At 62.9% G+C, this 24959-nt stretch carries 25 protein-coding genes, 1 tRNA gene and 1 riboswitch; of the genes, 14 read left to right on the plus strand and 12 right to left on the minus strand.

Annotated elements, in window-relative coordinates:
• Positions 1 to 116 precede the first annotated feature (116 nt).
• From pstC to phoB, 5 genes are read left to right on the plus strand one after another with little or no spacing between them, the layout of a single operon-like run.
• The gene (gene pstC / locus QTL96_RS17775) at positions 117 to 1598 is read left to right on the plus strand and encodes a phosphate ABC transporter permease subunit PstC (protein WP_289728610.1); all 1482 of its coding nucleotides are present in this window, start codon (positions 117 to 119) and stop codon (positions 1596 to 1598) included.
• Positions 1595 to 2917 (plus strand): phosphate ABC transporter permease PstA, encoded by a 1323-nt coding sequence (gene pstA / locus QTL96_RS17780; RefSeq protein ID WP_047507228.1) that lies wholly within the window; start codon positions 1595 to 1597, stop codon positions 2915 to 2917. The genes pstC and pstA overlap by 4 nt, the downstream gene beginning before the upstream one ends.
• A 14-nt stretch (positions 2918 to 2931) precedes the next feature.
• The gene (gene pstB, locus QTL96_RS17785; RefSeq protein WP_018898305.1) at positions 2932 to 3747 is read left to right on the plus strand and encodes a phosphate ABC transporter ATP-binding protein PstB; all 816 of its coding nucleotides are present in this window, start codon (positions 2932 to 2934) and stop codon (positions 3745 to 3747) included.
• Between the two features lie 43 nt (positions 3748 to 3790).
• Positions 3791 to 4504 carry a phosphate signaling complex protein PhoU gene (gene phoU / locus QTL96_RS17790; protein WP_018898306.1) on the plus strand — a complete coding sequence of 238 codons (714 nt, stop codon included), beginning with the start codon at positions 3791 to 3793 and terminating at the stop codon, positions 4502 to 4504.
• Positions 4505 to 4540: 36 nt separating this feature from the next.
• Entirely contained in the window at positions 4541 to 5224 is a 684-nt protein-coding gene (gene phoB, locus QTL96_RS17795) for a phosphate regulon transcriptional regulator PhoB (protein ID WP_018898307.1), read from the plus strand.
• 82 nt (positions 5225 to 5306) lie between these two features.
• Here phoB and QTL96_RS17800 read toward each other — a convergent pair whose 3' ends face one another.
• Positions 5307 to 5852: a GcrA family cell cycle regulator gene (locus QTL96_RS17800; RefSeq protein ID WP_018898308.1), complete on the minus strand. Its 546-nt coding sequence runs from the start codon at positions 5850 to 5852 to the stop codon at positions 5307 to 5309.
• Positions 5853 to 6279: 427 nt separating this feature from the next.
• On the opposite strand from QTL96_RS17800, the gene QTL96_RS17805 reads away from it, so the two are divergent.
• The 3 genes from QTL96_RS17805 (at position 6280) to QTL96_RS17815 (ending at position 9530) form a co-directional block, all read left to right on the plus strand.
• On the plus strand, positions 6280 to 7476 hold the full coding sequence (locus QTL96_RS17805) for an aspartate aminotransferase family protein (RefSeq protein ID WP_289728611.1): 1197 nt from the start codon (positions 6280 to 6282) through the stop codon (positions 7474 to 7476).
• 48 nt (positions 7477 to 7524) lie between these two features.
• Complete coding sequence (gene argF, locus QTL96_RS17810) at positions 7525 to 8442, plus strand: ornithine carbamoyltransferase (protein ID WP_026282967.1); 918 nt, start codon at positions 7525 to 7527, stop codon at positions 8440 to 8442.
• Between the two features lie 92 nt (positions 8443 to 8534).
• Positions 8535 to 9530, plus strand: a complete 996-nt coding sequence (locus tag QTL96_RS17815) for an Hsp33 family molecular chaperone (RefSeq protein WP_047507232.1) — start codon at positions 8535 to 8537, stop codon at positions 9528 to 9530.
• A 64-nt stretch (positions 9531 to 9594) separates the two neighbouring features.
• Here the strand turns inward: QTL96_RS17815 and apaG are convergent, their stop codons facing one another.
• Positions 9595 to 9987 (minus strand): Co2+/Mg2+ efflux protein ApaG, encoded by a 393-nt coding sequence (apaG, locus tag QTL96_RS17820; protein ID WP_026282968.1) that lies wholly within the window; start codon positions 9985 to 9987, stop codon positions 9595 to 9597.
• 207 nt (positions 9988 to 10194) lie between these two features.
• Positions 10195 to 11379 carry an O-succinylhomoserine sulfhydrylase gene (locus tag QTL96_RS17825; protein WP_289728612.1) on the minus strand — a complete coding sequence of 395 codons (1185 nt, stop codon included), beginning with the start codon at positions 11377 to 11379 and terminating at the stop codon, positions 10195 to 10197.
• Positions 11380 to 11423: 44 nt separating this feature from the next.
• Positions 11424 to 11502: riboswitch (SAM riboswitch) on the minus strand.
• A 73-nt stretch (positions 11503 to 11575) separates the two neighbouring features.
• On the opposite strand from QTL96_RS17825, the gene QTL96_RS17830 reads away from it, so the two are divergent.
• From QTL96_RS17830 to QTL96_RS17840, 3 genes are all read left to right on the plus strand, one after another.
• Positions 11576 to 12670, plus strand: coding sequence for a 2'-deoxycytidine 5'-triphosphate deaminase (locus QTL96_RS17830; protein ID WP_289728613.1), 1095 nt, complete (start codon positions 11576 to 11578; stop codon positions 12668 to 12670).
• 69 nt (positions 12671 to 12739) lie between these two features.
• Positions 12740 to 12813 (plus strand) — tRNA-Gly (locus QTL96_RS17835).
• A 212-nt stretch (positions 12814 to 13025) separates the two neighbouring features.
• Positions 13026 to 13214, plus strand: coding sequence for a hypothetical protein (locus tag QTL96_RS17840; RefSeq protein WP_018898317.1), 189 nt, complete (start codon positions 13026 to 13028; stop codon positions 13212 to 13214).
• A 97-nt stretch (positions 13215 to 13311) separates the two neighbouring features.
• Here QTL96_RS17840 and QTL96_RS17845 read toward each other — a convergent pair whose 3' ends face one another.
• Entirely contained in the window at positions 13312 to 15324 is a 2013-nt protein-coding gene (locus QTL96_RS17845; RefSeq protein WP_289728614.1) for a methyl-accepting chemotaxis protein, read from the minus strand.
• A gap of 232 nt (positions 15325 to 15556) precedes the next feature.
• Entirely contained in the window at positions 15557 to 17491 is a 1935-nt protein-coding gene (locus QTL96_RS17850; protein WP_289728615.1) for a glycosyltransferase family 2 protein, read from the minus strand.
• A 53-nt stretch (positions 17492 to 17544) separates the two neighbouring features.
• On the opposite strand from QTL96_RS17850, the gene QTL96_RS17855 reads away from it, so the two are divergent.
• Positions 17545 to 18420 (plus strand): transporter substrate-binding domain-containing protein, encoded by an 876-nt coding sequence (locus QTL96_RS17855; protein WP_289728616.1) that lies wholly within the window; start codon positions 17545 to 17547, stop codon positions 18418 to 18420.
• 5 nt (positions 18421 to 18425) lie between these two features.
• On the opposite strand, the gene QTL96_RS17860 is transcribed toward QTL96_RS17855, so the two are convergent.
• From QTL96_RS17860 to QTL96_RS17880, 5 genes are all read right to left on the minus strand, one after another.
• Positions 18426 to 18839, minus strand: a complete 414-nt coding sequence (locus QTL96_RS17860) for a tellurite resistance TerB family protein (RefSeq protein ID WP_018898321.1) — start codon at positions 18837 to 18839, stop codon at positions 18426 to 18428.
• Between the two features lie 53 nt (positions 18840 to 18892).
• Positions 18893 to 19633: a thermonuclease family protein gene (locus QTL96_RS17865; RefSeq protein WP_289728617.1), complete on the minus strand. Its 741-nt coding sequence runs from the start codon at positions 19631 to 19633 to the stop codon at positions 18893 to 18895.
• 11 nt (positions 19634 to 19644) lie between these two features.
• Positions 19645 to 20310: a helix-turn-helix transcriptional regulator gene (locus QTL96_RS17870; protein WP_018898323.1), complete on the minus strand. Its 666-nt coding sequence runs from the start codon at positions 20308 to 20310 to the stop codon at positions 19645 to 19647.
• 104 nt (positions 20311 to 20414) lie between these two features.
• Positions 20415 to 21062 carry a response regulator transcription factor gene (locus tag QTL96_RS17875; RefSeq protein ID WP_113009859.1) on the minus strand — a complete coding sequence of 216 codons (648 nt, stop codon included), beginning with the start codon at positions 21060 to 21062 and terminating at the stop codon, positions 20415 to 20417.
• A 91-nt stretch (positions 21063 to 21153) separates the two neighbouring features.
• Positions 21154 to 21552 (minus strand): hypothetical protein, encoded by a 399-nt coding sequence (locus QTL96_RS17880; RefSeq protein ID WP_112940945.1) that lies wholly within the window; start codon positions 21550 to 21552, stop codon positions 21154 to 21156.
• 110 nt (positions 21553 to 21662) lie between these two features.
• On the opposite strand from QTL96_RS17880, the gene QTL96_RS17885 reads away from it, so the two are divergent.
• Positions 21663 to 22016, plus strand: a complete 354-nt coding sequence (locus tag QTL96_RS17885; protein WP_289728618.1) for a DUF952 domain-containing protein — start codon at positions 21663 to 21665, stop codon at positions 22014 to 22016.
• Complete coding sequence (locus QTL96_RS17890) at positions 22013 to 23101, plus strand: quinone-dependent dihydroorotate dehydrogenase (protein WP_289728619.1); 1089 nt, start codon at positions 22013 to 22015, stop codon at positions 23099 to 23101. Before QTL96_RS17885 ends, QTL96_RS17890 begins: the two co-directional genes overlap by 4 nt.
• Here QTL96_RS17890 and QTL96_RS17895 read toward each other — a convergent pair.
• Positions 23077 to 24372: an MATE family efflux transporter gene (locus tag QTL96_RS17895; protein ID WP_289729141.1), complete on the minus strand. Its 1296-nt coding sequence runs from the start codon at positions 24370 to 24372 to the stop codon at positions 23077 to 23079. The two genes, QTL96_RS17890 and QTL96_RS17895, sit on opposite strands and share 25 nt — an antisense overlap.
• An 88-nt stretch (positions 24373 to 24460) precedes the next feature.
• Positions 24461 to 24958, minus strand: a complete 498-nt coding sequence (locus QTL96_RS17900) for a CAP domain-containing protein (RefSeq protein WP_047507248.1) — start codon at positions 24956 to 24958, stop codon at positions 24461 to 24463.
• Position 24959: the final 1 nt, after the last annotated feature.

The following is a 24959-nucleotide window of genomic DNA, read 5'->3' on the forward strand; positions in this document are numbered from 1 at the left end:
ATCGCCTTTGTCCGCTCTAAGGGAGCGGTAAAGCTGAACTACTCCATGATTGGAAGCCGAGATGGCCGAAGCGCCGTTTCGCTCTTGGGGGCCGAGGGCCTGGGGGACCTTAACGAATGAGTACATCCGTCTTACTCTTGTGCCTCGTTGTGCTTGGCGCGGTTGCCTTTGTGGCAGCACGCAGCCGCGCGACGGCGCTTGCCGGAGGTAAATCCTCGGCGCTGCACTCCCGGCCTGGCTACTACGGTGCCTATGCCGCAATCTGGGCTATCCTGCCTGCGCTCATCGTTCTGTGCGCCTGGCTTGCGATTAGCCCCTCCATTATCGAATCCTCCGTTCGCGGCGGCTTTCCTGAAGACGTCAAGGCTCAGTCTGCGGCTCAGCAGAACCTGAACTACGGCATGGTCAGCGCCATCGCCCGAGGTTTGCCTCAGCTCGCGAGCGAAGACGTTGCCGCAGGCGTCGGCGATCCCGCCGGTCTCCAGGCCAAGCTCGCCGCCAAGGGCGTTCCGCTCGCCGGCGTGCCGCAGCCTTACATGATCGAAGGCGCGCAGAAGCTGAACACCGAGAGCGGCATCAGCCGCTTGATCATGACGCTGGTCGTTCTCGCGCTCGGCGTTGCCGGTGGCTTCTATGCCCTGCGCGAAGTCGCTCCCCGTTTCCGGGCCCGCAACCGCGTCGAGCGCGTCATGCTCTGGGGGCTGCTGCTTGCATCCTCCATCGCCATCCTGACCACGGTCGGTATCGTGATGTCGATGCTGACGGAAGCCGCTCACTTCTTCGCTGAAGTTCCAGCCGCCGACTTCTTCTTCGGCACCGTCTGGGATCCGCGCTTTGCCGGCGCCGGCAGCTCGTCCTTCGGCCAGTTCGGTCTCATCCCGCTGCTGCTCGGAACGCTCTACATCGGCTTCGTCGCCATGCTGGTCGCCGTTCCGGTCGGTCTCTTCGCGGCCATCTACATGGCGGAATACGCGGCTCCCAAGGTTCGCGGTATCGCCAAGCCGCTGCTCGAAGTGCTTGCCGGTATCCCGACCATCGTCTACGGCTTCTTCGCCCTCATCACCGTCGGCCCGTTCCTGCGCGACCTCTCGTCCCAGGTGAACGGCCTTCTGACCGGCGACTACAGCAACTTCATCCAGGCACAGAGCGTTCTGACCGCCGGTATCGTCATGGGCATCATGCTGATCCCATACGTCTCCTCGCTGTCTGACGATATCATCACCGCCGTGCCGCGCGCCCTGCGTGACGGTTCGCTCGGTCTCGGTGCCACGCGTTCGGAAACGATCAAGAAGGTCGTTCTCCCCGCCGCCCTGCCGGGTATCGTCGGCGCTCTCTTGATGACCGCCTCGCGCGCCATCGGCGAGACCATGATCGTCGTGCTTGCAGCCGGTGTTGCCGCCCGCATCCAGATCAATCCCTTCGAGCCGATGACGACGGTGACGGTCAAGATCGTCAACCAGCTGACGGGTGACCTTGAGTTCACCTCGCCGCAGACGCTGGTTGCCTTCGCGCTTGGCATCACGCTGTTCTTCATCACGCTTTGCCTTAACATCTACGCGCTCTTCATTGTGCGCAAATACCGGGAGCAGTACGAATGACGGACGTTGTTTCCTCCGGACAGGGCGTCGTCGTCTCCAAGGCGCCGGCCCGCCGCGACATCGGCATCAAGCGTCGCTACGCCGCCGAACGCCGCTTCCAGGCCTATGGCATCGCTGCCATCTCCTTCGGTCTGATCTTCCTGGCCATCCTGCTCACGACGGTTATCCGTCAGGGCTACACGGCCTTCGCGCAGACCTCGATCACCCTGCCGATCGAGTTCTCCGAAAAGGTGCTCGACCCCAACAACAAGCGCGCCACCGACCCGTCGGTGCTGATCGCCGCCAACTATCCGGTGCTGATCCGCGACGCCATGGTCAAGACGCTCGGCATCAACGCCCAAAGCCGTCCGGAAACGCGTGACGCCACCGCGATGATCTCCAAGGGTGCGCCGATCGTGCTCCGCGACATGGTCGTTGCCGATCCGTCGCTGATCGGCAAGACGGTCAACGTCACGCTTCTCGCAGACGCCAACGTCGACTCGGCCAACAAGGGCCAGATCGACCTGACGGTTGACGAGAAGAACCGCAAGGTCAACGACCGCCAGGTCGGCTGGATGCAGCAGATGGCAGCCAGCGGCACGCTCCACAAGGAGTTCAACACCGGCCTCTTCGTCAACGGCAACTCCAGCCGTCCGGAAGCCGCGGGTCTCGGCGTCGCCCTCATCGGTTCGCTCTACCTGATGCTGATCGTTCTTGCCCTGTCGCTGCCGATCGGCGTCGCCGCTTCGATCTACCTCGAAGAGTTCGCGCCGAAGAACAAGCTGACCGACCTGATCGAGGTGAACATCAACAACCTCGCGGCCGTTCCCTCGATCGTCTACGGTCTGCTCGGTCTCGCCGTCTTCATCAACTTCGCAGGCCTGCCGCGCTCCGCGTCGTTGGTCGGCGGTCTGGTGCTGACGCTGATGACGCTGCCGACTATCATCATCGCCACCCGCGCGGCACTGCGCGCCGTGCCCCCTTCGATCCGCGCGGCCGCTCTCGGCCTCGGCGCCTCGAAGATGCAGATGGTGTTCCATCACGTCCTGCCGCTGGCAATGCCTGGCATCCTGACCGGCACCATCATCGGTCTGGCGCATGCGCTCGGTGAAACCGCGCCGCTGCTCCTGATCGGCATGGTCGCCTTCGTTGCCAATGCGCCTGCCACCCCGATGGATCCCTCCACGGCTCTGCCGGTGCAGGTTTACATGTGGGCAAACGAAGCCGAACGCGCCTTTGTCGAGCGCACGTCCGGCGCCATCATCGTCCTGCTCCTGTTCCTGATCGTCATGAACCTCGGAGCCATCCTCTTGCGTCGTCGCTTTGAGCGCCGCTGGTAAACGGAGTAAACATCATGAACATGTTGACGGAAGCAGCAGTTGAGAAGGCGCTAGACCAGAAGATGAATACCATTCCGTATAAAATGATTGGCCAGGACGTCTCGGTTTACTACGGCGAGAAGCGTGCGCTTTTCGATGTGAAGCTGAACATCCGCGAAAACACCGTGACGGCTCTCATCGGTCCGTCGGGCTGCGGCAAGTCCACCTTCCTGCGCAGCCTGAACCGCATGAACGACACGATCGACAATTGCCGCGTCACCGGCAAGATCACGCTCGATGGCGATGATATCTACGATCCGGATATCGACGTCGTCGAACTGCGCGCCCGCGTCGGCATGGTGTTCCAGAAGCCGAACCCATTCCCGAAGTCGATCTACGAGAACGTCGCCTACGGCCCGCGCATCCACGGTCTCGCCAAGGCGAAGGCCGACATGGACGTCATCGTCGAGCAGAGCCTGCAGCGCGCCGGCCTGTGGAACGAGGTCAAGGACCGCGTGCATGAAGGCGGCACCGGCCTCTCGGGTGGTCAGCAGCAGCGTCTGTGCATCGCCCGCGCGATTGCCGTTAGCCCTGAAGTCATCCTCATGGACGAGCCCTGCTCGGCGCTTGACCCGATCGCGACCGCCAAGGTCGAGGAGCTCATCCACGAGCTGCGCGAGGCCTACACGATCGTCATCGTTACGCACTCGATGCAGCAGGCAGCCCGCGTTTCGCAGCGCACCGCCATGTTCCACCTCGGCAACCTCGTCGAGGAGAACGATACAGACAAGATGTTCACCAACCCGGATGATCCGCGCACCCAGGATTACATCATGGGCCGCTTCGGCTGATCTCCGAAACCGGTAAACCTCAGGACATTCAAGGATAAGCCCCATGGCATCGACACATATCTATTCCGCCTATGACGATGATCTCAAGTTCCTGACGCGCCGCATCTCCGAAATGGGCGGCCTCGCGGAACAGATGGTCGGCGACGCCGTTCGCGCGCTCGTCAACGGCGACACTTCGCTCGCCCAGAAGGTCATCTCCGACGACGTGATCCTCGATCACGCCGAGCGCGAGATCGGCGAAAAGGCGATCATCACCATCGCCCGCCGCCAGCCGATGGCCGCCGACCTTCGCGAAATCATGGGCTCGATCCGCATCGCGGCCGATCTCGAGCGCGTCGGCGATCTTGGCAAGAACACCGCCAAGCGCGTCATCGCTGTCCAGAGCACCGGCGTTCCGCGCAAGCTCGCCCGTGGCCTCGAGCATCTCTCCGAACTGGCGCTCGTCCAGCTCAAGGAAGTTCTCGACGTCTACACCAGCCGCGTTGCCGACCGCGCCAAGTCGATCCGCGAGCGCGACGAGGAAATCGACGCGATGTACACCTCGCTGTTCCGCGAGATGCTGACCTACATGATGGAAGATCCGCGCAACATCACCAGCTGCACGCATCTTCTCTTCTGCGCCAAGAACATCGAGCGCATCGGCGACCACGCCACCAACATCGCAGAGACCATCTACTACATGGCTACCGGCGCCCAGCCGGAAGGCGAGCGTCCGAAGGACGACACCGCCAACACCGTCGGCGCGGTCACGGAATAAGCGTTCCGGACCCACGCCCCCAGGAGACCGAGACGAATGATCCCAAGAGTAGCAGTCGTTGAAGACGAAGAAGCACTGAGCGTGCTTCTTCGCTATAACCTTGAGGCCGAAGGCTTCGAAGTCGATACCATCCTTCGCGGTGACGAGGCCGAAATCCGGCTGCAGGAACGCACGCCTGATCTTTTGATCCTCGATTGGATGCTGCCCGGCGTATCCGGCATCGAGCTCTGCCGTCGCCTGCGCATGCGCCCGGAGACGGAGCGCCTGCCGATCATCATGCTGACCGCCCGTGGCGAGGAAAGCGAACGCGTTCGCGGCCTGTCGACCGGCGCCGACGACTATGTCGTCAAGCCGTTCTCGACGCCTGAGCTCGTCGCCCGCGTCAAGGCGATGCTGCGCCGCGCCAAGCCGGAAGTGCTCTCCTCGCTGCTGAAGTGCGGCGATATCGAGCTCGATCGCGAAACCCATCGCGTTCACCGCAAGAGCCGCGAAGTCCGCCTCGGACCGACCGAATTCCGCCTGCTGGAATTCCTGATGTCGTCGCCCGGCCGCGTCTTCTCGCGCTCGCAGCTGCTCGATGGCGTCTGGGGCCATGACATCTATGTCGACGAACGCACCGTAGACGTTCACGTCGGCCGCCTGCGCAAGGCGCTCAACTTCTCGAACATGCAGGATGTGATCCGCACCGTTCGCGGCGCCGGTTATTCGATGGAAGCGTAAGGCGCTTCCATTTCATACGATCCAACGAAAAACGGGCCCCGCGAGGGCCCGTTTTCTTTTGTTCCTTATCCGGCTTTCCGGGTCATGCGACCCGGTTGGCTGCCTTGCGGCGCTCGTTGACCGGCTGGTAGGCCATGCGCTGGTGGTAGGTGCAGTATGGCGAGTTGTCGGGGGACTCGCAGCCGCAGAAGTGGAAGTCATCCGTCAGCGGATCGCCGACCGGCCACTTGCACGTGCGCTCGGTCAGTTCCGTAAGGCCGAGACGGCGCGAGATCGGAACGACAACGTTGGAGGCTGGACGGTAACGGACTTCCTCGATCGCATCGATATCCATCTCTTCCTTGAGAGCCACTGCGCCCTGCGGGCGGGCAACGGCGCGGCTTGGCGAGATGCGTGCGGAATTGAAATTGCTGGCAGGGCGGGGGGTCGAAACCGCCGGGCGCTTCGGCGCCCGCGTCGCCGTCGTCGTGCCGCCGGCCTTGGCGCGGCCAGGCAGGTTCAGGCGGTGGACCTTGCCGATGACGGCGTTGCGGCTTACACCGCCAAGTTGTGCCGCAATCTGGCTGGCGCTCAGGCCTTCGGCCCAAAGCTTCTTCAGTCTTTCAACGCGCTCGTCTGTCCAGTTCATGCCCTGTCTCCGCCTTATTGCGTTGGTGTAGGCAGAATCCTTCACCCATGGCACGGACGTGTCCGGACCAAGAAACGCTTGCTCGATTTTGGTGACTAGTTCCGCCGCATGCAGTCTAGTAATTGAGTTTTAACCTAGAGTGAGGGCGACTCCGTGACAAGAGTCGGTTGAATCGCGGCGAATCGATTTCTCGGTTTTCCCCAACTTGCTGGGTGGTAGAGTCATTTCTGCAACATTAGCTGTTGATAGCTCGCCGGCGCCCCGATGCTTGCTTGACGCATGCGACAAAAGCTCAGTTTTGTTGACATCGCACTGCGAAAAGACAATAGTGCCCCTCGCCGCCGAAAGGCGGCATTTTTCATTTCCGGGCACCCGCTTTTTCGCCGGAGTCCGGGCCTTTGTTGAGCGAATGACAGGAGATCGCGCCATGGCTGAAGCCGCGCCGCTTTATGATACCTACTCTCGTGCCCCGCTGCGGTTCGAGCGAGGAGAGGGCGTGTGGCTGATCACCGAAACTGGCGAGCGATATCTCGATTTCGGCGCGGGCGTTGCCGTGACCTCCGTCGGCCATAGCCACCCGCACGTCGTCGGCGCGCTTAAGGATCAGGCCGAGAAGGTTTGGCACCTCTCCAACATTTACGAGATCCCCGGCCAGGAGCGCTTTGCCAAGCGGCTGACGGATGCAACCTTCGCGGATAAGGTGTTCTTCACCAATTCCGGCGCCGAGGCGCTGGAATGCGCGATCAAGACCGCGCGCCGCTACCAGTATTCGAAGGGCCATCCCGAGCGCTTCCACATCATCACCTTCGAAGGCGCCTTCCACGGCCGCACGCTGGCGACGATCGCTGCCGGTGGCCAGGAGAAGTATCTCGAAGGCTTCGGCCCCAAGACACCCGGTTTCGACCAGGTGCCCTTCGGCGATATCGAGGCCGTCCGTGCCGCGATCACAGATGCCACGGCCGGTATCCTGATCGAGCCGGTACAGGGCGAAGGCGGTATTCGCCCGGCAACCACGGAATTCATGAAGGCGCTGCGCCAGCTCTGCGACGAAAACGGCCTGCTTCTGATCCTCGACGAGGTTCAGTCCGGCGTCGGCCGCACCGGCAAGCTCTTCGCGCATGAATGGTCCGGCGTCACGCCTGATATCATGGCGGTCGCCAAGGGCATCGGCGGTGGTTTCCCGCTCGGCGCATGCCTGGCAACAGCTGAAGCTGCCTCCGGCATGAAGGCCGGCACCCATGGCTCGACCTATGGCGGCAACCCGCTCGCCATGGCCGTCGGCAATGCCGTGCTCGATGTCATCCTCGAGGAGGGCTTCCTGCGCCACGTCAACGACGTCGCGCTCGTCTTCCGTCAGGGTCTTGCATCGCTGAAGGATCGCTTCCCCGATGTAATCGAGGATATCCGCGGCGAAGGCCTGATGCTCGGCGTCAAGGCGGCTGTTCCGTCGACTGAGCTGTTGCAGGCCATCCGCGCTGCCAACCTGCTGGCCATTCCGGCCGGCGACAATGTCATCCGTTTGTTGCCCCCGCTTGTCGTCACGGCCGACGAAGCCCGCGAAGGCCTCGCCCGCCTGGAGCGTGCCGCCGAGAGCGTGCGCGCCAAGGCAAAGAAGACGGCTTGAATGGATAGATGCCCGGCCGGATGGCGGGCGCAACAGGTTTAAAGACAGATGGCTTCCCCAAAACACTTCCTCGATCTCTCCGCGGTAACCTCCTCCGACCTCAGGGTCATCATGGATGACGCCAAGACCCGCAAGCAGGCTTTCAAGGCCGGCCAGGGCGACAAGCCGCTGGCAGGCAAGATGCTGGCGATGATCTTCGAAAAGCCCTCGACCCGCACCCGCGTCTCCTTTGACGTCGGTATGCGCCAGCTCGGTGGCGAAACGCTGTTCCTTTCGGGCACCGAAATGCAGCTCGGCCGCGCTGAAACGATTGGCGATACCGCCAAGGTCCTGTCGCGCTATGTCGACGCGATCATGATCCGCACCACCGACCATGCGCGCATGCTGGAACTCGCCGAACACGCGACGGTTCCCGTCATCAACGCTCTGACCGATGACACCCATCCCTGCCAGATCATGGCCGATATCATGACCTTCGAAGAGCATCGCGGCCCCATCAAGGGCAAGACGATCGCTTGGATGGGCGATGGCAACAACGTGCTGCATTCGCTGGTCGAAGGCGCTGCCCGTTTCGGCTATCGCATGAACATGGCGGTACCCCTTGGTTCCGAGCCGAAGGATCACTATCTGAACTGGGCCCGCAATGAGGGCGCCGAGATCATGCTGAGCCATGATGCAGACCGTGCGGTCGCCGGCGCCGATTGCGTGGTGACCGATACCTGGGTCTCCATGAATCAGGAACATCGGGCCCGGGGTCACAACGTCTTCCAGCCTTATCAGGTCAATTCGGCTTTGATGGCACAGGCCGACAAGGATGCATTGTTCATGCATTGCCTGCCGGCCCATCGTGGTGAGGAAGTTACCGACGAAGTGATCGACGGCCCGCAATCCGTGGTCTTCGATGAAGCGGAAAACCGTCTTCATGCGCAGAAGTCGATTCTTGCTTGGTGCCTGGGCGCGATCTGAACCATACTGGAGGCCACATCGGGCCGGACAGGCCCGTGGCCGCGCTGGCGGATGGACGGGCTCGTCCGCTGCCCTCAGACTAGGAGAAGACCATGGCAGAAGCTGCAGCCACCCTCGGCGAATTCGATTTCGCCGGTGATGATCATGTCGTTCCGTTTCAGGTGGAAGGCCTGGATGTGCGCGGTCGCGCCGTCCAGCTCGGCCCGATGCTGGATGCGATCCTCGATCGCCACAATTATCCCGCACCCGTCGCCCGCCTGCTGGCCGAAGTCATCGCGCTGACGGTGCTGCTTGGCACGTCGCTGAAGTTCGAAGGCAAGTTCACCGTCCAGACCAAGAGCGACGGCCCGGTCGATCTGCTTGTCGCCGATTTCTCGACGCCCGAGAACGTGCGCGCCTACGCCCGTTTCGACCAGACGCTGCTGGACGAGGCGGTTGCCGCTGGCCGCGCCGAGCCCGAGCAGCTGCTCGGCAAGGGCATGCTGGCGTTCACCATCGACCAGGGCAAGTTCAGCCAGCCTTACCAGGGCATCGTCGCGCTTGACGGCGCCACGCTGGAAGATATTGCCGGCACCTATTTCCGCCAGTCGGAGCAGATCCCGACGCGCGTGCGCCTGGCCGCCGCCGAACTGCTGGACCGCGACGAGCAAGGCAAGCCGCGTCATCGCTGGCGGGCAGGGGGCCTCGTTGCCCAGTTCCTGCCGGAAGCGCCCGAGCGCATGCGCCAGGCAGACCTGCATGGCGGCGATGGCGACGAAGGTACCGTCCAGCATGCGGAAGACGATGCCTGGGCCGAAGCCCGTTCGCTGGTGGAAACCATCGACGCCGATGAGCTGACCGATCCGCAGGTCGGCGTCGAGCGCCTGCTGTTCCGGCTGTTCCACGAGCGCGGCGTGCGCGTTTACGAGCCGCGCGAAGTGTTCGACCGCTGCTCCTGCTCGCGCGAGAAGATCAAGGGCGTGCTCAAGGGCTTCTCCGCCGAGGAGATCGAGGCGAGCCAGGAAGAGGGCAAGATCGCGGTCACCTGCGAGTTCTGCTCGACGACCTATCGTTTCGAGGCCGAAGAGCTCGCGCAGGCGGCTGAATAAGCTGAAGCATGTCGCGCAAAAGTGTGCAGCGGTTTTGCGGCACCGACATGCGACAAGACAAAGGTTAGTTCAGCACTCTGAGCAGGCCGGGTGAATCAAGAGAGAAGGCGGGGATTTCCACTTGGAAGACCTCGCCTTTATCGGTTTCCATCTGGTAGTGGCCGAACATCAGGCCCGATGGCGTATCGAGCGGGCAGCCCGACGAATATTCGTAGGTATCACCAGGGCTCAGCGTCGGCTGCTCGCCGACAACGCCCGCGCCGCTCACTTCGTCGACGACGCCGTTCTGGTCGGTGATGTTCCAGTAGCGGTTGACGAGGCGTACAGTGAGGTCGGAATTGTTGCTGATGACGATGCGGTAGCCCCACACATAGCGGTCGTCGTCCGGGTCGGATTGCTCCTCCAGGTAAAAGGGCTCGACCACCACTTCAATATCTCGTGTCAGGGCGCGGTACATGCCTACACCATAATAAGAATACCTTACTGGTATCTTATAAGAGGTGCGGCAGGTCAATAAACCAGGCCGGAATCCGCAATCAATTGGCTGTAAGCGCGAAAAATTCGCGCGTTAAGACTAATGCCACTCCCGCTCAGCGCGAGTAAATTACAAGAATGCGCGTTTAAATGCCGACCGGATCACATCGACCCGGCCGGCTATTCTTCATCAGGCCTTGATCTTGGAGAGCGCCTGCGCGAAATCCTCGATCAGGTCGTCGGTATCCTCGATACCGGCCGACAGGCGCACGGTGCCGGGCGAGATGCCGAGTTCGGCGCGGGCCTCGTCCGTCAGGTTCTTGTGCGTGGTCGTTGCCGGATGCGTGATCAGGCTCTTGGCGTCGCCGAGATTGTTGGAGATCTTGACGATATCAAGCGCGTTCTGCAGCGCGAACGCCGCTTCCTTGCCGCCCTTGAGTTCGATCGCCACCAGCGTCGAGCCGCCCTTCATCTGTTTGGCGACGATATCGGCCTGCGGATGGTCCTTGCGGCCGGGATAAATCACCTTGGCGACCTGCTTCTGCTCGGCCAGGAAGTCGGCGATCTTGCCGGCGTTCTCGGTCTGCTGCTTGACGCGCAGCGGCAGCGTCTCGAGACCCTTGAGCAGCGTCCACGCCGTGAACGGCGACATGGCCGGGCCGGTGTGGCGATAATAGTCCTGCAGATGCTCGTTGACCCACTCCGTATCCGAGAGGATCACGCCGCCGAGGCTGCGGCCCTGGCCGTCGATATGCTTCGTGGCGGAATAGACGACGATATGGGCACCGAGTTCCAGCGGCTTCTGGAAGATCGGCGTCGCGAAGACGTTGTCGACCACGACCTTGGCGCCGACCTGGTTGGCAAGCTTGGCAACGCCGGCGATATCGACCACTTCGAGCGTCGGGTTGGTCGGGCTTTCCAGGAAGAACACCTTGGTGTTCGGCCGGATCGCCTTTTCCCAGTTCTCCAGATGGCGCCCATCGACCAGCGTGCATTCGATGCCGTATTTCGGCGCCAGCGTCTCGACAACCCAGCGGCAGGAGCCAAAGAGCGCGCGGGCGGCCACGATATGATCGCCGGCCTTCACCTGGCAGAGGATGGCGGCGGCAACGGCTGCCATGCCCGATGCGGTGGCGCGGGCTTCTTCCGCACCTTCCATCGCGCACATGCGCTTTTCGAACATGTCGTTGGTCGGGCTGCCGTAGCGGGCGTAGATATAGCCCTCGGTCTCGCCCTTGAAGCGCGCCTCGGCGGCTTCCGCGCTGTCGTAGACGAAGCCCTGCGTCAGGTAGATCGCCTCGGAGGTTTCGCCATACTGCGAGCGCAGCGTTCCGCCGTGGACCAGTTGGGTTGCCGGGCGCCAAGTCTTGCTCATGCCATCACCACTTTCAAACACAAAAAAACCGGCCGCAAATGCAGACCGGTTTCAACCCGGTCTATTTAGCCACTTGTTTAACGTGGCTGCAAGCCGACCGGCCAAATCACCACGGGATAAAGCTGCAATACTGCTGTTGCGCGCTTGCGTCAATTCCTCGATTTTGGTTTTGTCTGCGGCAAATTATGGATGGGGCATGATGGCTCGCGAAACAGGAATATTGGCAGACCGCGCGATTGCCGCGTTGTTCGAGATGGGACGCCTCGTCGCGGAGCGCGAGCTCGACAGCGACCAGATCCAGCCGGCGAGCCTTGATCTGCGTCTCGGCGCCAAGGCCTTCCGTGTTCGCGCCAGCTTCATGCCGGGTCCGAACAGCCTTGTCTCCGACAAGCTCGACCGATTGAAGCTCCATGTCGTCGACCTCTCGGAAGGCGCGGTGCTCGAAACCGGCTGCGTTTACATCGTCCCGCTCATGGAGCGCCTCGATCTTCCGGCCGACATGTCGGCCTCGGCCAATCCGAAAAGCTCGACCGGCCGCCTCGATATCTTCACCCGCGTCATCACCGATTACGCGCAGGAGTTCGACAAAATCCCGGCCGGCTATTCCGGTCCGCTCTATCTCGAAATCTCGCCGCGCACCTTCCCGATCGTCGTGCGTCGCGGTTCGCGCCTGTCGCAGATCCGCTTCCGCATCGGCCAGTCGCTGCTCGGCGAGCCGGAACTGCTGGCGCTGCACGACGCAGAGACGCTGGTCGCAAGCACAAAGCCGAACGTGTCGGGCGGCGGCATCGCGCTGTCGATCGATCTCGCCGGCGACAAGGACGGCCTGATCGGCTATCGCGGCAAGCACCACACGGCCGTCGTCGATGTCGACAAGAAGGCCCAGCACGATATCTTCGATTTCTGGGAGCCGATCTACAGCCGTGGTCGCAACGAGCTGATCCTCGATCCCGACGAGTTCTACATCCTCGTCTCGCGCGAAGCGGTCCACGTGCCCCCGCACTACGCCGCCGAGATGACCCCCTTCGATCCGCTGGTCGGCGAATTCCGCGTTCACTACGCCGGCTTCTTCGACCCCGGCTTCGGCCACGCCCCCGCCGGCGGCCGCGGCAGCCGCGCCGTCCTTGAAGTGCGCAGCCACGAGGTCCCCTTCATCCTCGAAGACGGCCAGATCGTCGGCCGCCTGGTCTACGAGCACATGCAGGAACACCCCGAAAGCCTCTACGGCACCGGCCTCGGCTCCAACTACCAGGCCCAGGGCCTCAAGCTCTCCAAGCACTTCCGGATCTGAGTAGCCTCACCCGGAAGTCGCCAACGCCGCTTGACAGCGATCGTCATCTGTTGGAAATCTGCGCGTAACGCGGGTGTAGCTCAATGGTAGAGCAGCAGCTTCCCAAGCTGAATACGAGGGTTCGATTCCCTTCACCCGCTCCAATCCCCATCAAGAATATGTGATCTCAAGCGCTCATTCGGGCCACGTGCGTACGCACTGCGAGCTGCGCCAGTGCTGAGAACACTGCGCTCTAACGCTTTCCGCGTACTTGACGAATCCCTAATGAACGTGGTTAATTTTTAACTATTCTCCGGTACATGGAACTTGGACGGCGCTCTGGCCGTTACTGGCGCACACGAGGAGGAATAGCGAAATGCTCTTGAAGATTTTCACCGCAAAGCGCGATGTCGTCGACGCCGATGATACCGGCACCTATGCGGATGGCTACCATATGCCGGAACTCGACGTTGCCGCATACAAGCGCAGCGACCGGCGCTCCTCCTACGAGCGCGACTATGGTCGTGGCCGCAAGGTTGAAGAAATTTCGCTCGGTCTCGTCTGAAAGATCGATCACATCGCGGATAAAGTCGGCATTTGCCGAAATGAAAATGGGCGGCCTTGAGCCGCCCATTTCATGTTTGCGAGAGCCTTGTCGCTTCTCAGAACTCCGTCCAGTCGTCATCCTTCTTGTCGGCGGAAGACGTGCCGCCGAAGGCGTTGGCGAGCTTCTGCCCGAGAGCGAGCGCCGGCGAAGAGGTCGGTCGAGTAACCCCTGAGGTGGCGATCCGCACTGGCGCCTTGCGGGTCAAGACAGGCTTGGCCGGGCGCGGCGCCAGGGGCTCGTTGGCATCGGGAACCACCCTTGGCGTGAACGCCACTGTGCCGCCGCCGGTGCCGGTCAGCTTGAACTGGTCGAGCAGCGTGTTGAGTGCGGCTGCCTCGGTGGCGAGCCTGTGGCTGGCGGCGGTGCTTTCTTCCACCATCGCGGCATTCTGCTGCGTGCCCTGGTCCATCGTGTTGACAGCCGTGTTGATCTCCTGCAGCCCGATCGATTGCTCGCGCGCGGCTTCGGCGATCGCGTTGACGTGCTGGTTGATCTCCTGCACCTCATGCACGATCTCTTCGAGCGCCTTGCCGGTCTCGCCGACCAGCGACACGCCCGATTTCACCTGGTTGCCCGAGGTGAGGATCAGCGACTGGATTTCGCGTGCTGCATTGGCGGAGCGTTGCGCGAGTTCGCGCACTTCCTGGGCAACGACTGCGAAACCCTTGCCCGCTTCGCCGGCACGCGCTGCTTCCACACCGGCGTTCAGCGCCAGCAGGTTGGTCTGGAAGGCGATGTCGTCGATCACGCCGATGATGTTGCCGATCGATGCCGAGGACTGTTCGATCTGCTGCATGGCGTTGACCGCCTTGCGCACGACTTCGCCGGATCGCTCGGCGCTGTGGCGGGTTTTCGACACCAGCGTGCGCGCTTCTTCTGCCCGGCGCGCGGCGTCCTTCACGGTGGTCGTGATCTCTTCCAGCGCGGCCGCTGTCTCTTCGACGGAGGCTGCCTGCTGCTCGGTGCGACGCGAAAGCTGGTCGGCTGAGGAGCGGATCTCGCCGGCGCCGGCCGTAATCGCGCGGGCATTGTCGCCCACGGTCTGCATCGTTTCGTTGAGCTTGAAGATCGAGTTGTTGAAATCCTGGCGCAGGCTGTCCAGGTTGCCTTCGAACGGCGTGTTGATCTGCGAGATCAGGTCGCCGGCCGCAAGCTTGCGCAGGCCGTCGCCGAGCGCGCTGACCGTGCGCGAGAGATCGGCCGCCTCGGTGGCGCGCTGGGCTTCGATTTCGCGCCGCTCGCTGTCGGTGAGGTTGCGGTTGCGCTCCGCCTCGCGCTCGAGGCGAACGCGCTCGATGGCGTTGTCGCGGAAGATCGAGACCGCGGCCGCCATCTCGCCCACTTCGTCCTGCCGGTCCATGCCGTCGACGGCGCTTGCCGTCTCGCCCTCGGCAAGCCGCGTCATGCGCTGGCGAAGCCGGGCCATCGGCGCGGCGATACCCGCCTGGGCGATCCAGATGCTGAGCCCGATCGCGGCAAGCACGGCGAGCCCGATCAGCACGAAACAGGAAAGGATGCGGCTGTTGACCGTGGCAGAAAGCGCGTCGCCGCCATCGTTGAGCTGAACCATCAGCGCATCATTGTTGGCGATCATCTTCGGCGTGACGATCGAGAGCTTGGCGTTAAGCTCCGCCGCCGTGGCCTGCGCACCGGTGCGGTCGCCGGCCTTGGCCTGATCGAACACCTTTTTCGAGAGCGCGTCCATCTCGTCGATGCCGGCGATGATCTCGTCGATCGCGGGCTTGCGGTTCGGCACGAGGTCGGCTGCCTGTTGCAGGCGCTCGCGCGCTTGCGGCATCTTGCTCGGCGCGGCGATCGCGGCATCGAAGTCGGGCGTGCCGGGAGTGAGGTCGGAGATGACGGTTGCCTGCAGAACGGCTGCGGTGGCAGACGCGCTGGCACGCGAGGCTTGCATGGCTGCCAGCGCTTCGTGGTCGATGAAGGCGCTGTAGGCGGCATCGGCGCCGCGGAATTCCTCGACGACATAGACAAGACCGCCGATCGCGATGACGCCGAGAAGCGCAACGACCGAGATGATCTTGGTACGGATTTTGAAGTTTTTCAGCATGAATGGGCCCATGGGCTGCGGCCAGGGGGATGGCCGGATACGATCGTTTTCAAGAGCAGGCGGTTTCGAAGGCAGAGCTGGCGCTTGTGGCGCCGTGAGAGATGCCGGCTAAGGCTCGACAGGCGCATCATGCATTCGGTCAGGAACCGGTGTCGTCGAACGCGACTAGAATCCATATTGCTTAAGACGAAACTAACACATCCAGTGGTCCACAGAATTTACGTGGACTGGCTCATTGCGAAGGGACAGAGGCCGCGCGCATCGGTTGCGAGGTCGGCAGGTGCGGGGTCTTGTCCCAGAAGAACGGCTTGAAATGCAGCTGGAAGACGGCGCGCCACGCGGCACCCGATATCATCATCCAGTAGACGGGCAGGGCGACCCAGCGCCAGCCGACCTTTCGCTTTTCATCGCGCAGCATGGCGCGCCGGCCAAGCACCAGCAGGATGACGTAGCTTCCCAGCATGTTGGCGACATCGATCAGAAACAGCAGCGCATCAAGGGTAGCGGTTTCGGGGAAGCCAAGCATCATGTAGCTCGCGGTGGTGATGATCAGCATGACCATCCACGGATGCGTCAGCGAGGCGACGAGCATGCCGCCAACAAGCACCTGGAAAGCGAGGAACGGCCAAATCCCCATCTCGCGCACAAGCTTGCCCGGCGCGCGCATCATCACCAGCCATGTCTGCAGCCAGCCCTTGAACCACCGTGTTCGCTGGTTGAGCCAGACCTTGCGCGTCGTCGGCGCATCCTCGTAGGTCGGGCAGTCGATCACGCCGCAGCGGTAGCCGAGCCTGTAGAGCCGCAGGCCGAGATCGGCATCTTCCGTCACGTTATAGGGATCCCACCCGCCGCACGCCTTGAGATCAGCGACGCGCAGGTGGTTGGACGTGCCGCCAAGCGGCATCGGCAATCGATGCTTCGCAAGCATTGGCAGCAACAGCCGAAACAGCGCTGCGTATTCAAGCGCGAAGGCGGCGCTGATCCATGAGGCGCCGACATTGGAGATGATCAGCGGCGCTTGCAGGCAGGCAACGTCGTCTCGGCTGGCGCAGAAGCCCGCATAGGCCGCGCGCAGCTGGTCGGGATGCGGCCTGTCCTCGGCGTCGTAGATCACGAGGAACTCGCCGCGCGCGGCGCTCAGCGCATAGTTCAGCGCCTTCGGTTTCGTTCTCGGATGGGAGACGGGCACCGCGATGATTTCGAACTGCGGGCCGAGATCCTGTTTCTCAAGTGCCGCGATCGTCGCATGGTCGTCGGCCTCGCATATCAGCTTGATGTCGAGCTTGGCAGTGGGCCAGTTGAGCTGCTTCAGCGCCGCGACAAGCTGGCCGGCAACTTCCGCCTCCTTGTAGAGCGCGACGAACACGGAATAGACAGGCAGCCGCTCCGTCGGCTGTGGTGTCGGCTGCGGGCCGCGACGGTGGTGGAGCGCGCAGGCCCTGAGCAGGATCGCTGCCATGTAGATGAAAGACAGCGCGAGATGAAGGATGGCGATCAGCGGCAGATCGGAAAATGCCGCGAAGATAAGCGCGCAGAGTACCGCGCCGGCAACGAACCCCTGCTTGCCTGAGAGCACGATGCGGGCGCTGAACCGGCCCTTGTCTTCGAACAGCGTCCCGATGCTCTCCTTCACCCGCCTCTTGGCGCCGACACGCCAGATGGCGTCGCGCATCGCGGTGGGCGTGGTGACGATGATCCGCTCGGCAAGCCCCGGCCGCCCCTCGATCGTCCGCGCCAACGCCAGCAGGCGGCCGGCCTCGGGAACAATGGCGATCATCGCCTTGTCGGCATAGTTCAGCCGCACGGATCGCGTGTCCGCCAGCTGCGTGTCGAGCGCCTGGTCGTCATGGATCAGCGCCGGATCGAGCTGCGACAGGAACGGCAGGCGAAGCGCGCGGGCGAGGGCGGCATAATAGCTCTCGGCGTCCACCCATCGGTTGGCCAAGAGTTCGCGCTCGATCGACGTGCCGTTATGGCGGGCCATCGTCGCCGCGCGCGCGATCGTCGGTTTGCCGATACCGAGGCGGAGCAGCGCTTCGATCTCGATCTGCCTGACATCATTGACCACGCTCGCCGGCACGGTCGGCGAGATCAAAGGTTTCGATCGCTCTTGAAGCGTCGTGTTACGGGTGCTGATCCCGCCCGACGCATATTCCCCGATACGCATGACTCTGATACACCGTCGTTGAATTGGCAGTGCAGTCCCCGGGGCAGATCATAATGGTGCGATTTAAGCTGGCATCTCTCAATCCTAAGGGGTTTTGCAGCCTCTGGCTGTTTCTGGCCGCGTTTTGGCTACCTCTTTCGGCTGCGGCACAGCAGGCAGCGCCCTCCCTGCCGCTGTTGTTCGATAGCCGTGAGCGCTTGGCCAAGCCTGATCTGACAAGCCTCGTGCGCCTGCGTTTCCTGACCTCGGTCGATTTTCCGCCCTTCAATTTCATGGATCAGAACGGCAAGCTCTCGGGCTTCAATGTCGATCTCGCCCGCGAGATCTGCGCCGAGCTGGAGATATCGGACAAGTGCCAGATCCAGGCCTTGCCCTTCGGCGATCTCAAGGATGCGCTGGCCGCCTCGCAGGGTGACGCCGTGATCGCGGGGCTGGCCGTTGGCAGCGAGTTGCGCCGGCAGTTCTCCTTCTCGCGCCCTTATCTGATGCTGCCCGCCCGTTTCGCCCGCAATCTGAAGGCCCCGATCAAGGGCGAGAATGCCGCAAGCCTTGCCGACCGCTCCGTCGGCGTGGTCAAGGACACGGCGCACGCCGCCATGCTCGCCGCCTATTTCCCCAAGGTCAAGGCGGTGCTGTTCGACAGCAAGGAAGCGCTGCTGGCAGCATTGAAGGACGGCAAGGTCGACGCCGTCTTCGCTGATTCGCTGCAGCTCTCCTTCTGGGTGTCGTCGCAAGCATCGGAGAAATGCTGCGCCCTGTTCGACGGTCCCTATATGTCGGAAGAGTTTCTGGGCGAGGGCATGACGATCATGCTGAGGCAAAAGGACGAAGTCCTGCGCTCGGCCTTCGACCATGCGCTGGCTGCGCTTTCGCGCAGCGGCCGTCTGCAGGAAATCTACCTGCGCTATTTCCCCTATGGGCTTTACTAGGCGAGTTAAGCCTTACGAAAACGGGCAATGGCGCTACGCTCGATCGCGGCGCAGGTCAGCTTGTCGAGGCCCAGCCGGTCGCGCAGCAGGCTGAGCAGCCGCAGTTCCTCGGCCTTCACCGAAAGGTCGGCCGACGCGACCTCGACGGCCAGCGCGTAGGCCGTGTCGTAAAGCTTCGGCGACAGCGTGTCCTTGACCGTCTCGAGAACGACATCGAGCCCCTCGGGACCGGACAGAAGTGCCGCGCAGTCGCGTGCAACCGAGATCAGCTTGTCGTCGTCGAAGCCGCGAAACACCGGCAGAAAGCCGATCAGCTGTCCGATACGTTCCAGCTCCCGATCATTCATCGTGCTGTCGACGGCGGATGCCATGACCATCACGTAGATCAATGCGTCGTGGGCGGAAAGCGGCTTGTTCATGTCTGCATGGTTCCTCTGAAATGTCTGCAGAGTTTAGGAACCGGTCACGCCCATTACAAGGGATCGCTCATATCTTGCGGCTGCGTCAGGTCGGGTGTTTCAATCGCGCCGGCCTGGCGTGGATCCTGCCCGTAGATACCGTTTCCGTCTTGCTTCGCCTTGGCGCCGGCATCCGCGAAAGCGGAGCCCGCCGTAGCCTCGGCCCAGCCATTCTCGATCAGCCACTCGGAAAGATCCTGCGCGCCGATCTTGCAACTCGCCGTCGCGGTGCCGCTCCAATTGGCATTACTAAGATCGCAGTTGACGGTCCGAAGCCGCAGGAAAAGCCGGAAATTGGTCTTCGCCAGCATCCCGCAGGGCCATTCCGTGCCCCTGGCTCCGGTGCAGCTCTTGTCCACTGGCGTCGGCGTCAGCCCGGCCAATTGCAGCCGCCGTTCACCGAAACCGAGGACGCCGGCGCTCTCGGCCACCGGGCGCGGCAAGTCGATACCCTTTTCAGCCACCAAGACAGGCTTTTTCTCGGGCTCCGGCGCCTGTTCTCGCTCCAAGGGTTTGCCGTCAACCGAGGCCGGGTAGAACTGGCTGGCGTCATCCACCGGCCGGGCCATCATGCTGGCATCCGGGTTCGTTGTCGGCTGCGCGGGCGCGGGCGTTTGCTGCGCGGCCGCCCCTTGCGCCGATGCAGCGATCTCGCTGGCATCAGGCGCAGCGCTCAGCCGATGCTCGCCGGCGGCGATCAGGCCGATGACGATCGCTATTCCCGCAGTCGCTGTCAGAAGTGCCGCAGGCTTCATGGAAGATTTTCCTACTGGCTGGCCCAGATGATCCGGGCGATCCAATCCACGTCGGTGAGTTCGATCGTCCGGTTCGGATGTTCGGGATTGAGCGACATGAGTTCGATCGAGCGTGGGCTCTGGCGCATCAGCACCTTGGCCATCACCTCGCCCTCGCGGGTCTTCACTACGACGCGGTCGTTGCGACGCACCTGCGCGCCCGGCTCGACGATCAGAACGTCGCCGTCGCGATAGAGCGGCATCATGCTTTCGCCCTGAACTTCGAGCGCATAGACGCCGGCCTTTTGTGACGGTGCGGCCGGAAATTCCACCACGTCCCATCCCTGTCCGGCCGGAAAGCCACCATCATCGAAAAAGCCGCCAGCGCCCGCCTGCGCGAAGCCGAGCAGTGGAATGGAGCTCCCCTGCGGCGGAAATGCGCCATCCGGCAGCGTCGAGAAACTGCCCTGCGGCCGCATGAAGGACAGGAATTCCTCCATGCTGGAGCGCGTCGCCTCCAGCACCTTGGCGATCGATTCCGTCGAGGGCCAGCGCAGCCGTCCATCGGCGGAAAGACGTTTGGATTTGTTGAACGAGGTCGGGTCGAGGCCGGCGCGGCGGGCAAGCCCCGAGGGTGTCAGGTCGTGCCGTTCGGCAAGCCTGTCGAGCGCTCCCCAGATCTGCTCGTGTGACAGCATGTCGCCTGATCCCGTGCGCGCAACGGCGCTCCTTAATCGGCTGAAAGATTAACCGCAAGGCGGGCAGGAGTAAAGAGACAAGAGGAATAAAATCCTCTCTCCCGTCAGGCGACCATCGCCATGTTGATCTTGCCGAGCTGGATCACCGCCTGGGTGCGGCTGTCGACATTGAGCTTGAGGAGAATGGCCGAGACATGCGCCTTGATCGTCGCCTCGGAGACGCCGAGCTCATAGGCGATCTGCTTGTTGAGCAGACCTTCGGCCAGCATCGTCAGCACCCGGCTCTGCTGCGGCGTCAGCGTGTGCAGCCGGTGGATGATGTCGGCCACATCGGGGTCCTGTTCCTGCCCGTCGCGGTAGCTCTCGGGCGTTGCGATATCGCCCGCAAGCACCGTCTGTATGCCGTGGCGGATATCGTCGATCCCCGCGGATTTCGAGATGAAGCCCGAGGCGCCGAGCTCGAGCGACCGGCGGATCGTCGTCGCATCGTCGGATGCTGAGACGATGACGATCGGCAGTCCCGCAAATTCCGAGCGCAACGCCATCAGCCCGGAGAAACCGCTGACCCCAGGCATGGCGAGGTCGAGAAGCATCAGATCGGCATCCGGATGCTCGCCGACCGACTTTCGCGCGGCGGCGAAATCGCCGGCCTCGACGATATCGGGATGGCCCTCCATACCGGTCACGGCCTGGCGAAGCGCATCGCGAAACAGCGGATGATCGTCGGCAATAATGATTGTCTGCTCATGCATCGAAAACTCCCTCCCAAGAGCCCGATCATGAAGTCCATGCACCGCCTTCCTCCACGGTTCATGCCTTCCTGCTAAAGCAGACTATAGCAAATCATGTCTTTTGCGGAAGGGCGTTGCCCTGGTCCTCGCTCTGGAATTCCTTGACGATCCCCATGAAGCTGCGCATCCAGCGCTCCATGATGCCGATCGAGCGGTCGATCTCGGCGTCCGATGGCAGCGCCTTGTTGACGATGCTCTTGTTCTCCAGCGCGGTCACCCGGTCCGACAGCCGGTCGAGTTCGCTTTCATAAGCCGCGCGTTCGTCAGCGGCCATGCGGCAGACGAGTGCTCCGTCCTTCTCCTCGCAGAGCGACATGGCGCCGGTCTGGCGATCGAGCCGCACGAAATGGTCGCCGCTGCGCTCCAGTTGGAAGCGGCTTGCATCCGGCTCGGCTGCGGAGGCGGCAAGCGGAATGAGGATGGCGACGAGGCTGAGCGTGATATTTTTCATGGTTTCCTCCGGAAATCTCGATGGCCACCGCATTTTTTGCGGTGAGCGCGTGGACATCGCCGCTCAACTGCGGCAAAGCCCGGGAAAGACCAGCCATTCATGAGGCCATCATGACCCTGACACCCACGCTTTACAAGATCGTGACGGAAACGCTCTGGCAGGACGCCCGGGTGGCCGGCGTTTTTCGCGGCGCCGCCATCGATCTGAAAGACGGCTTCATCCACTTCTCGACGGCAAGCCAGGCGGTGCAGACCGCAGCCTTGCATTTCGCCGGCCAGACGGGTCTGCTTCTCGTCGCCGTCGATGGTGTGGCGCTCGGCGACAAGCTGATTTTCGAACCGTCGCGCGGCGGCGATCTCTTCCCGCATCTCTATGCGGACCTCCCGCTTTCGGCCGTGCTCTGGGAGAAGCCATTGCCGCTCGATGCCGAAAGCAAACACATCTTTCCGGACCTGCAGCCATGATCGATCTCTTCAAGCACGCCGCCCGCAAGGGTCTCTTCCTCTTCGATCCGGAAACGGCGCACGGCATGTCGATCGCGGCGCTGAAATCAGGCCTCGTCCCGGCCTGCGCGGCACCCGCGGATGCGCGCCTGCGCCAGACGGTTGCCGGGCTTGATTTCGCCAATCCGATCGGCATGGCCGCCGGCTACGACAAGAATGCCGAAGTGCCGGAAGCGCTGCTGAAGATCGGCTTCGGCTTCACCGAGATCGGTACGGTCACGCCCAAGCCGCAATCCGGCAATCCGCGTCCGCGCATCTTCCGTCTGGTCGAGGACGAAGGCGTGATCAACCGCCTCGGCTTCAACAATGAGGGCCACGACGCGGCCTTCCAGCGCCTGTCGTCCGTCAGGGGCAAAGGCATCATCGGTGTCAATATCGGCGCCAACAAGGACAGCACCGATCGCATCGACGACTACGTGAAAGGCATCCGCCGCTTCTATTCGTTGGCGGGCTATTTCACCGCCAATATCTCCTCGCCCAACACGCCCGGACTGCGCGATCTGCAGGCGCGCGAAAGCCTGTCGGCGCTGCTGTCGGCCGTGCTTGCCGCGCGCGACGAGGAAGCCGCAAAATCCGGCCGCAAGATCCCTGTGTTCCTCAAGGTCGCACCGGATCTGACGGAAGAGGGCATCGACGACATCGCCGCCGAAGCGCTCTCGCACGCGCTCGATGGCCTGATCGTCTCTAACACCACGCTGTCGCGAGATGGTCTGAAGGATCAGCGCCAGGCGAAAGAGCAGGGCGGCCTCTCCGGCAAGCCGCTCTTCGAGAAGTCGACCGTGGTGCTGGCAAAGATGCGCAAGCGCGTCGGCCCGGATCTGCCGATCATCGGCGTCGGCGGCGTCTCCTCGGCCGAAACGGCGCTGGAAAAGATCAAGGCAGGCGCCGATCTGGTTCAGCTCTATTCCTGCATGGTCTATGAAGGCCCGGGCCTTGCGGGCGATATCGTTCGCGGTCTGTCTAAGCTGATGGACCGTGAGAAGGTGGCGTCTATCCGCGAACTGCGCGACAGCAAAACGGACTATTGGGCCGGGCGGAACGTCTGATCGGCCCGCGTTCTCACCCTGAGTGCCAGGAAGAGGCCGCGAGAGAGCAGGAACAGGTTGATCGCCAGCCACAGGCCGTGGTTGGCGAATACAGGCACGAAGATCGCGAGTGCCGCGAGATAGACGACGAACGACATCAGCATGCGGTTGCGCATGTCGCTCGACCACGTCGCGCCGATGAAGACGCCATCCATCAGGAAGGCGAGCGCGCCCGTCAGCCCCGTAATCGCCGCCCAGGGCAGATAGAGGCTTGCGGCCTCACGCACGTCAGATGACGTCGTCAGCGCCGCGATCAGTCGCTCGCCGGCCACCAGGAAAAACAGCGATATGATGCCGGCAAGCCCGAACGACCAGATCGTCGTCAGCTTCAAGCCGCGATCGAAGGCCGGGCGGTAGCGCGCCCCGACGGCGCGGCCGGTGATCTGCTCGGCGGCATTGGCCAGCCCGTCGAGATAGAAGCTCGACAGCATCAGGAAATTCATCAGCACGGCGTTCGCCGCCAGCGTCACGGCGCCGAAGCTGGTACCGATCCGCGTCATCAGCGCGAAGGCGCCAAGCAGCACGAAGGTGCGGATCAGGATGTCGCGGTTGAGCGTGAAAAGCTCTGCAAGTGCGTGCCCGGCGAAAAGTTCGCTGCGCGGCGGCCGGTCAGCGCGGTTGAAGCTTCTCAGCACGATGAAGACGCCGACCAGCGCCCCGATCGTCTCGCCGACGGTCGTCGCCCAGGCAACGCCTGCGATCCCCCAGTCGAGCCAGAGGCCAAGCGCGATCGCCAGCACGATGTTGATGCCGTTGATGATCGTCTGCAGCAGGAGACCGACGCTTCCCTGACCACGCCCGAGCACGAAGCCGAGGATCGCGTAATTGGCGAGCGCTGCCGGCCCGGCGAGAATGCGGATGGAGAAATAGGTGCTGGTCGCCTGCGCCACCGCGTTGTCAGGCCCCATCAGCGTCAGACCCGCTGCCAGAAGCAGCGGTGACAGACAGAGCAGCGCCACGCCGCAGCCGAGCGCCGAAATGATCGCCCGCCAGAACACGCCCTGCTCGGCATGCCGGTCGCGGCGGCCATAGGCCTGCGCCGTCAATCCCGTGGTCGAGGCGCGCAGGAAGTTGAAGCTGCCGAGGATGAGATCGAAGAGCATCGCCCCGATCGCGAGGCCCGCAAGCGCATCGGGATCGCCCATATGGCCGACGACGCCTGTGCCGACCAGGCCAAGCAGCGGCGTGGTAATGAAGCCGAGCGTCATCGGTATGGCGATCGACAGCACCATCCGGTGCGTGACCTCGAAAGCGAGGCCGCCGCCGCTGTTGTGTACGCTCGCTTCCAAGGTCTGCTCCTCACAAAGAGGCGGAATCACCTCAGTTGGAAAGCACCATGGCCCAATAGGGCACGTTGCGGGAAGCGGGATTATAGGCAACGGCGACACCAAGCCCGCTATAGCGGCCGAGCATGTTTTCCAGATGATGCGGTGAGTTGATCCAGGCGGTGACGACGGCCGGAACCGTCTGCTGCCCGGTCGCGATGTTCTCGGCGGCAGGCAGCTGCACGCCGCTTGCCTTCACGCGCGGGCCAAAACCGTCGGCGATGCCCATCACGTGCTTCATCTTGCCGGCCGCTGCCATCCGCTTGGCCTGGAAGAGGGCTGCTGCCGTCGCGGCCGGATCCACCGTTAGCGGCGGAAGGCCGTTCTTGGCGCGCAGCTGGTTGACGAGCGGCAGCGAGGCTGCCGTCTGGTCTTCGCCGTTGGAGGGTGTCGAGGGCTCTTTCGGCCCGGTGGCGCAGCTGGCGACGCCGGCTGCAAGCGCAAGCGCGGAAAAGCGCAGCAGGCTGCGCCGAGAGAGATCGATGGAGGTCATG

The sequence above is a fragment of the Rhizobium sp. S163 genome (genome assembly GCF_030380805.1).
Lineage (GTDB): Bacteria > Pseudomonadota > Alphaproteobacteria > Rhizobiales > Rhizobiaceae > Rhizobium.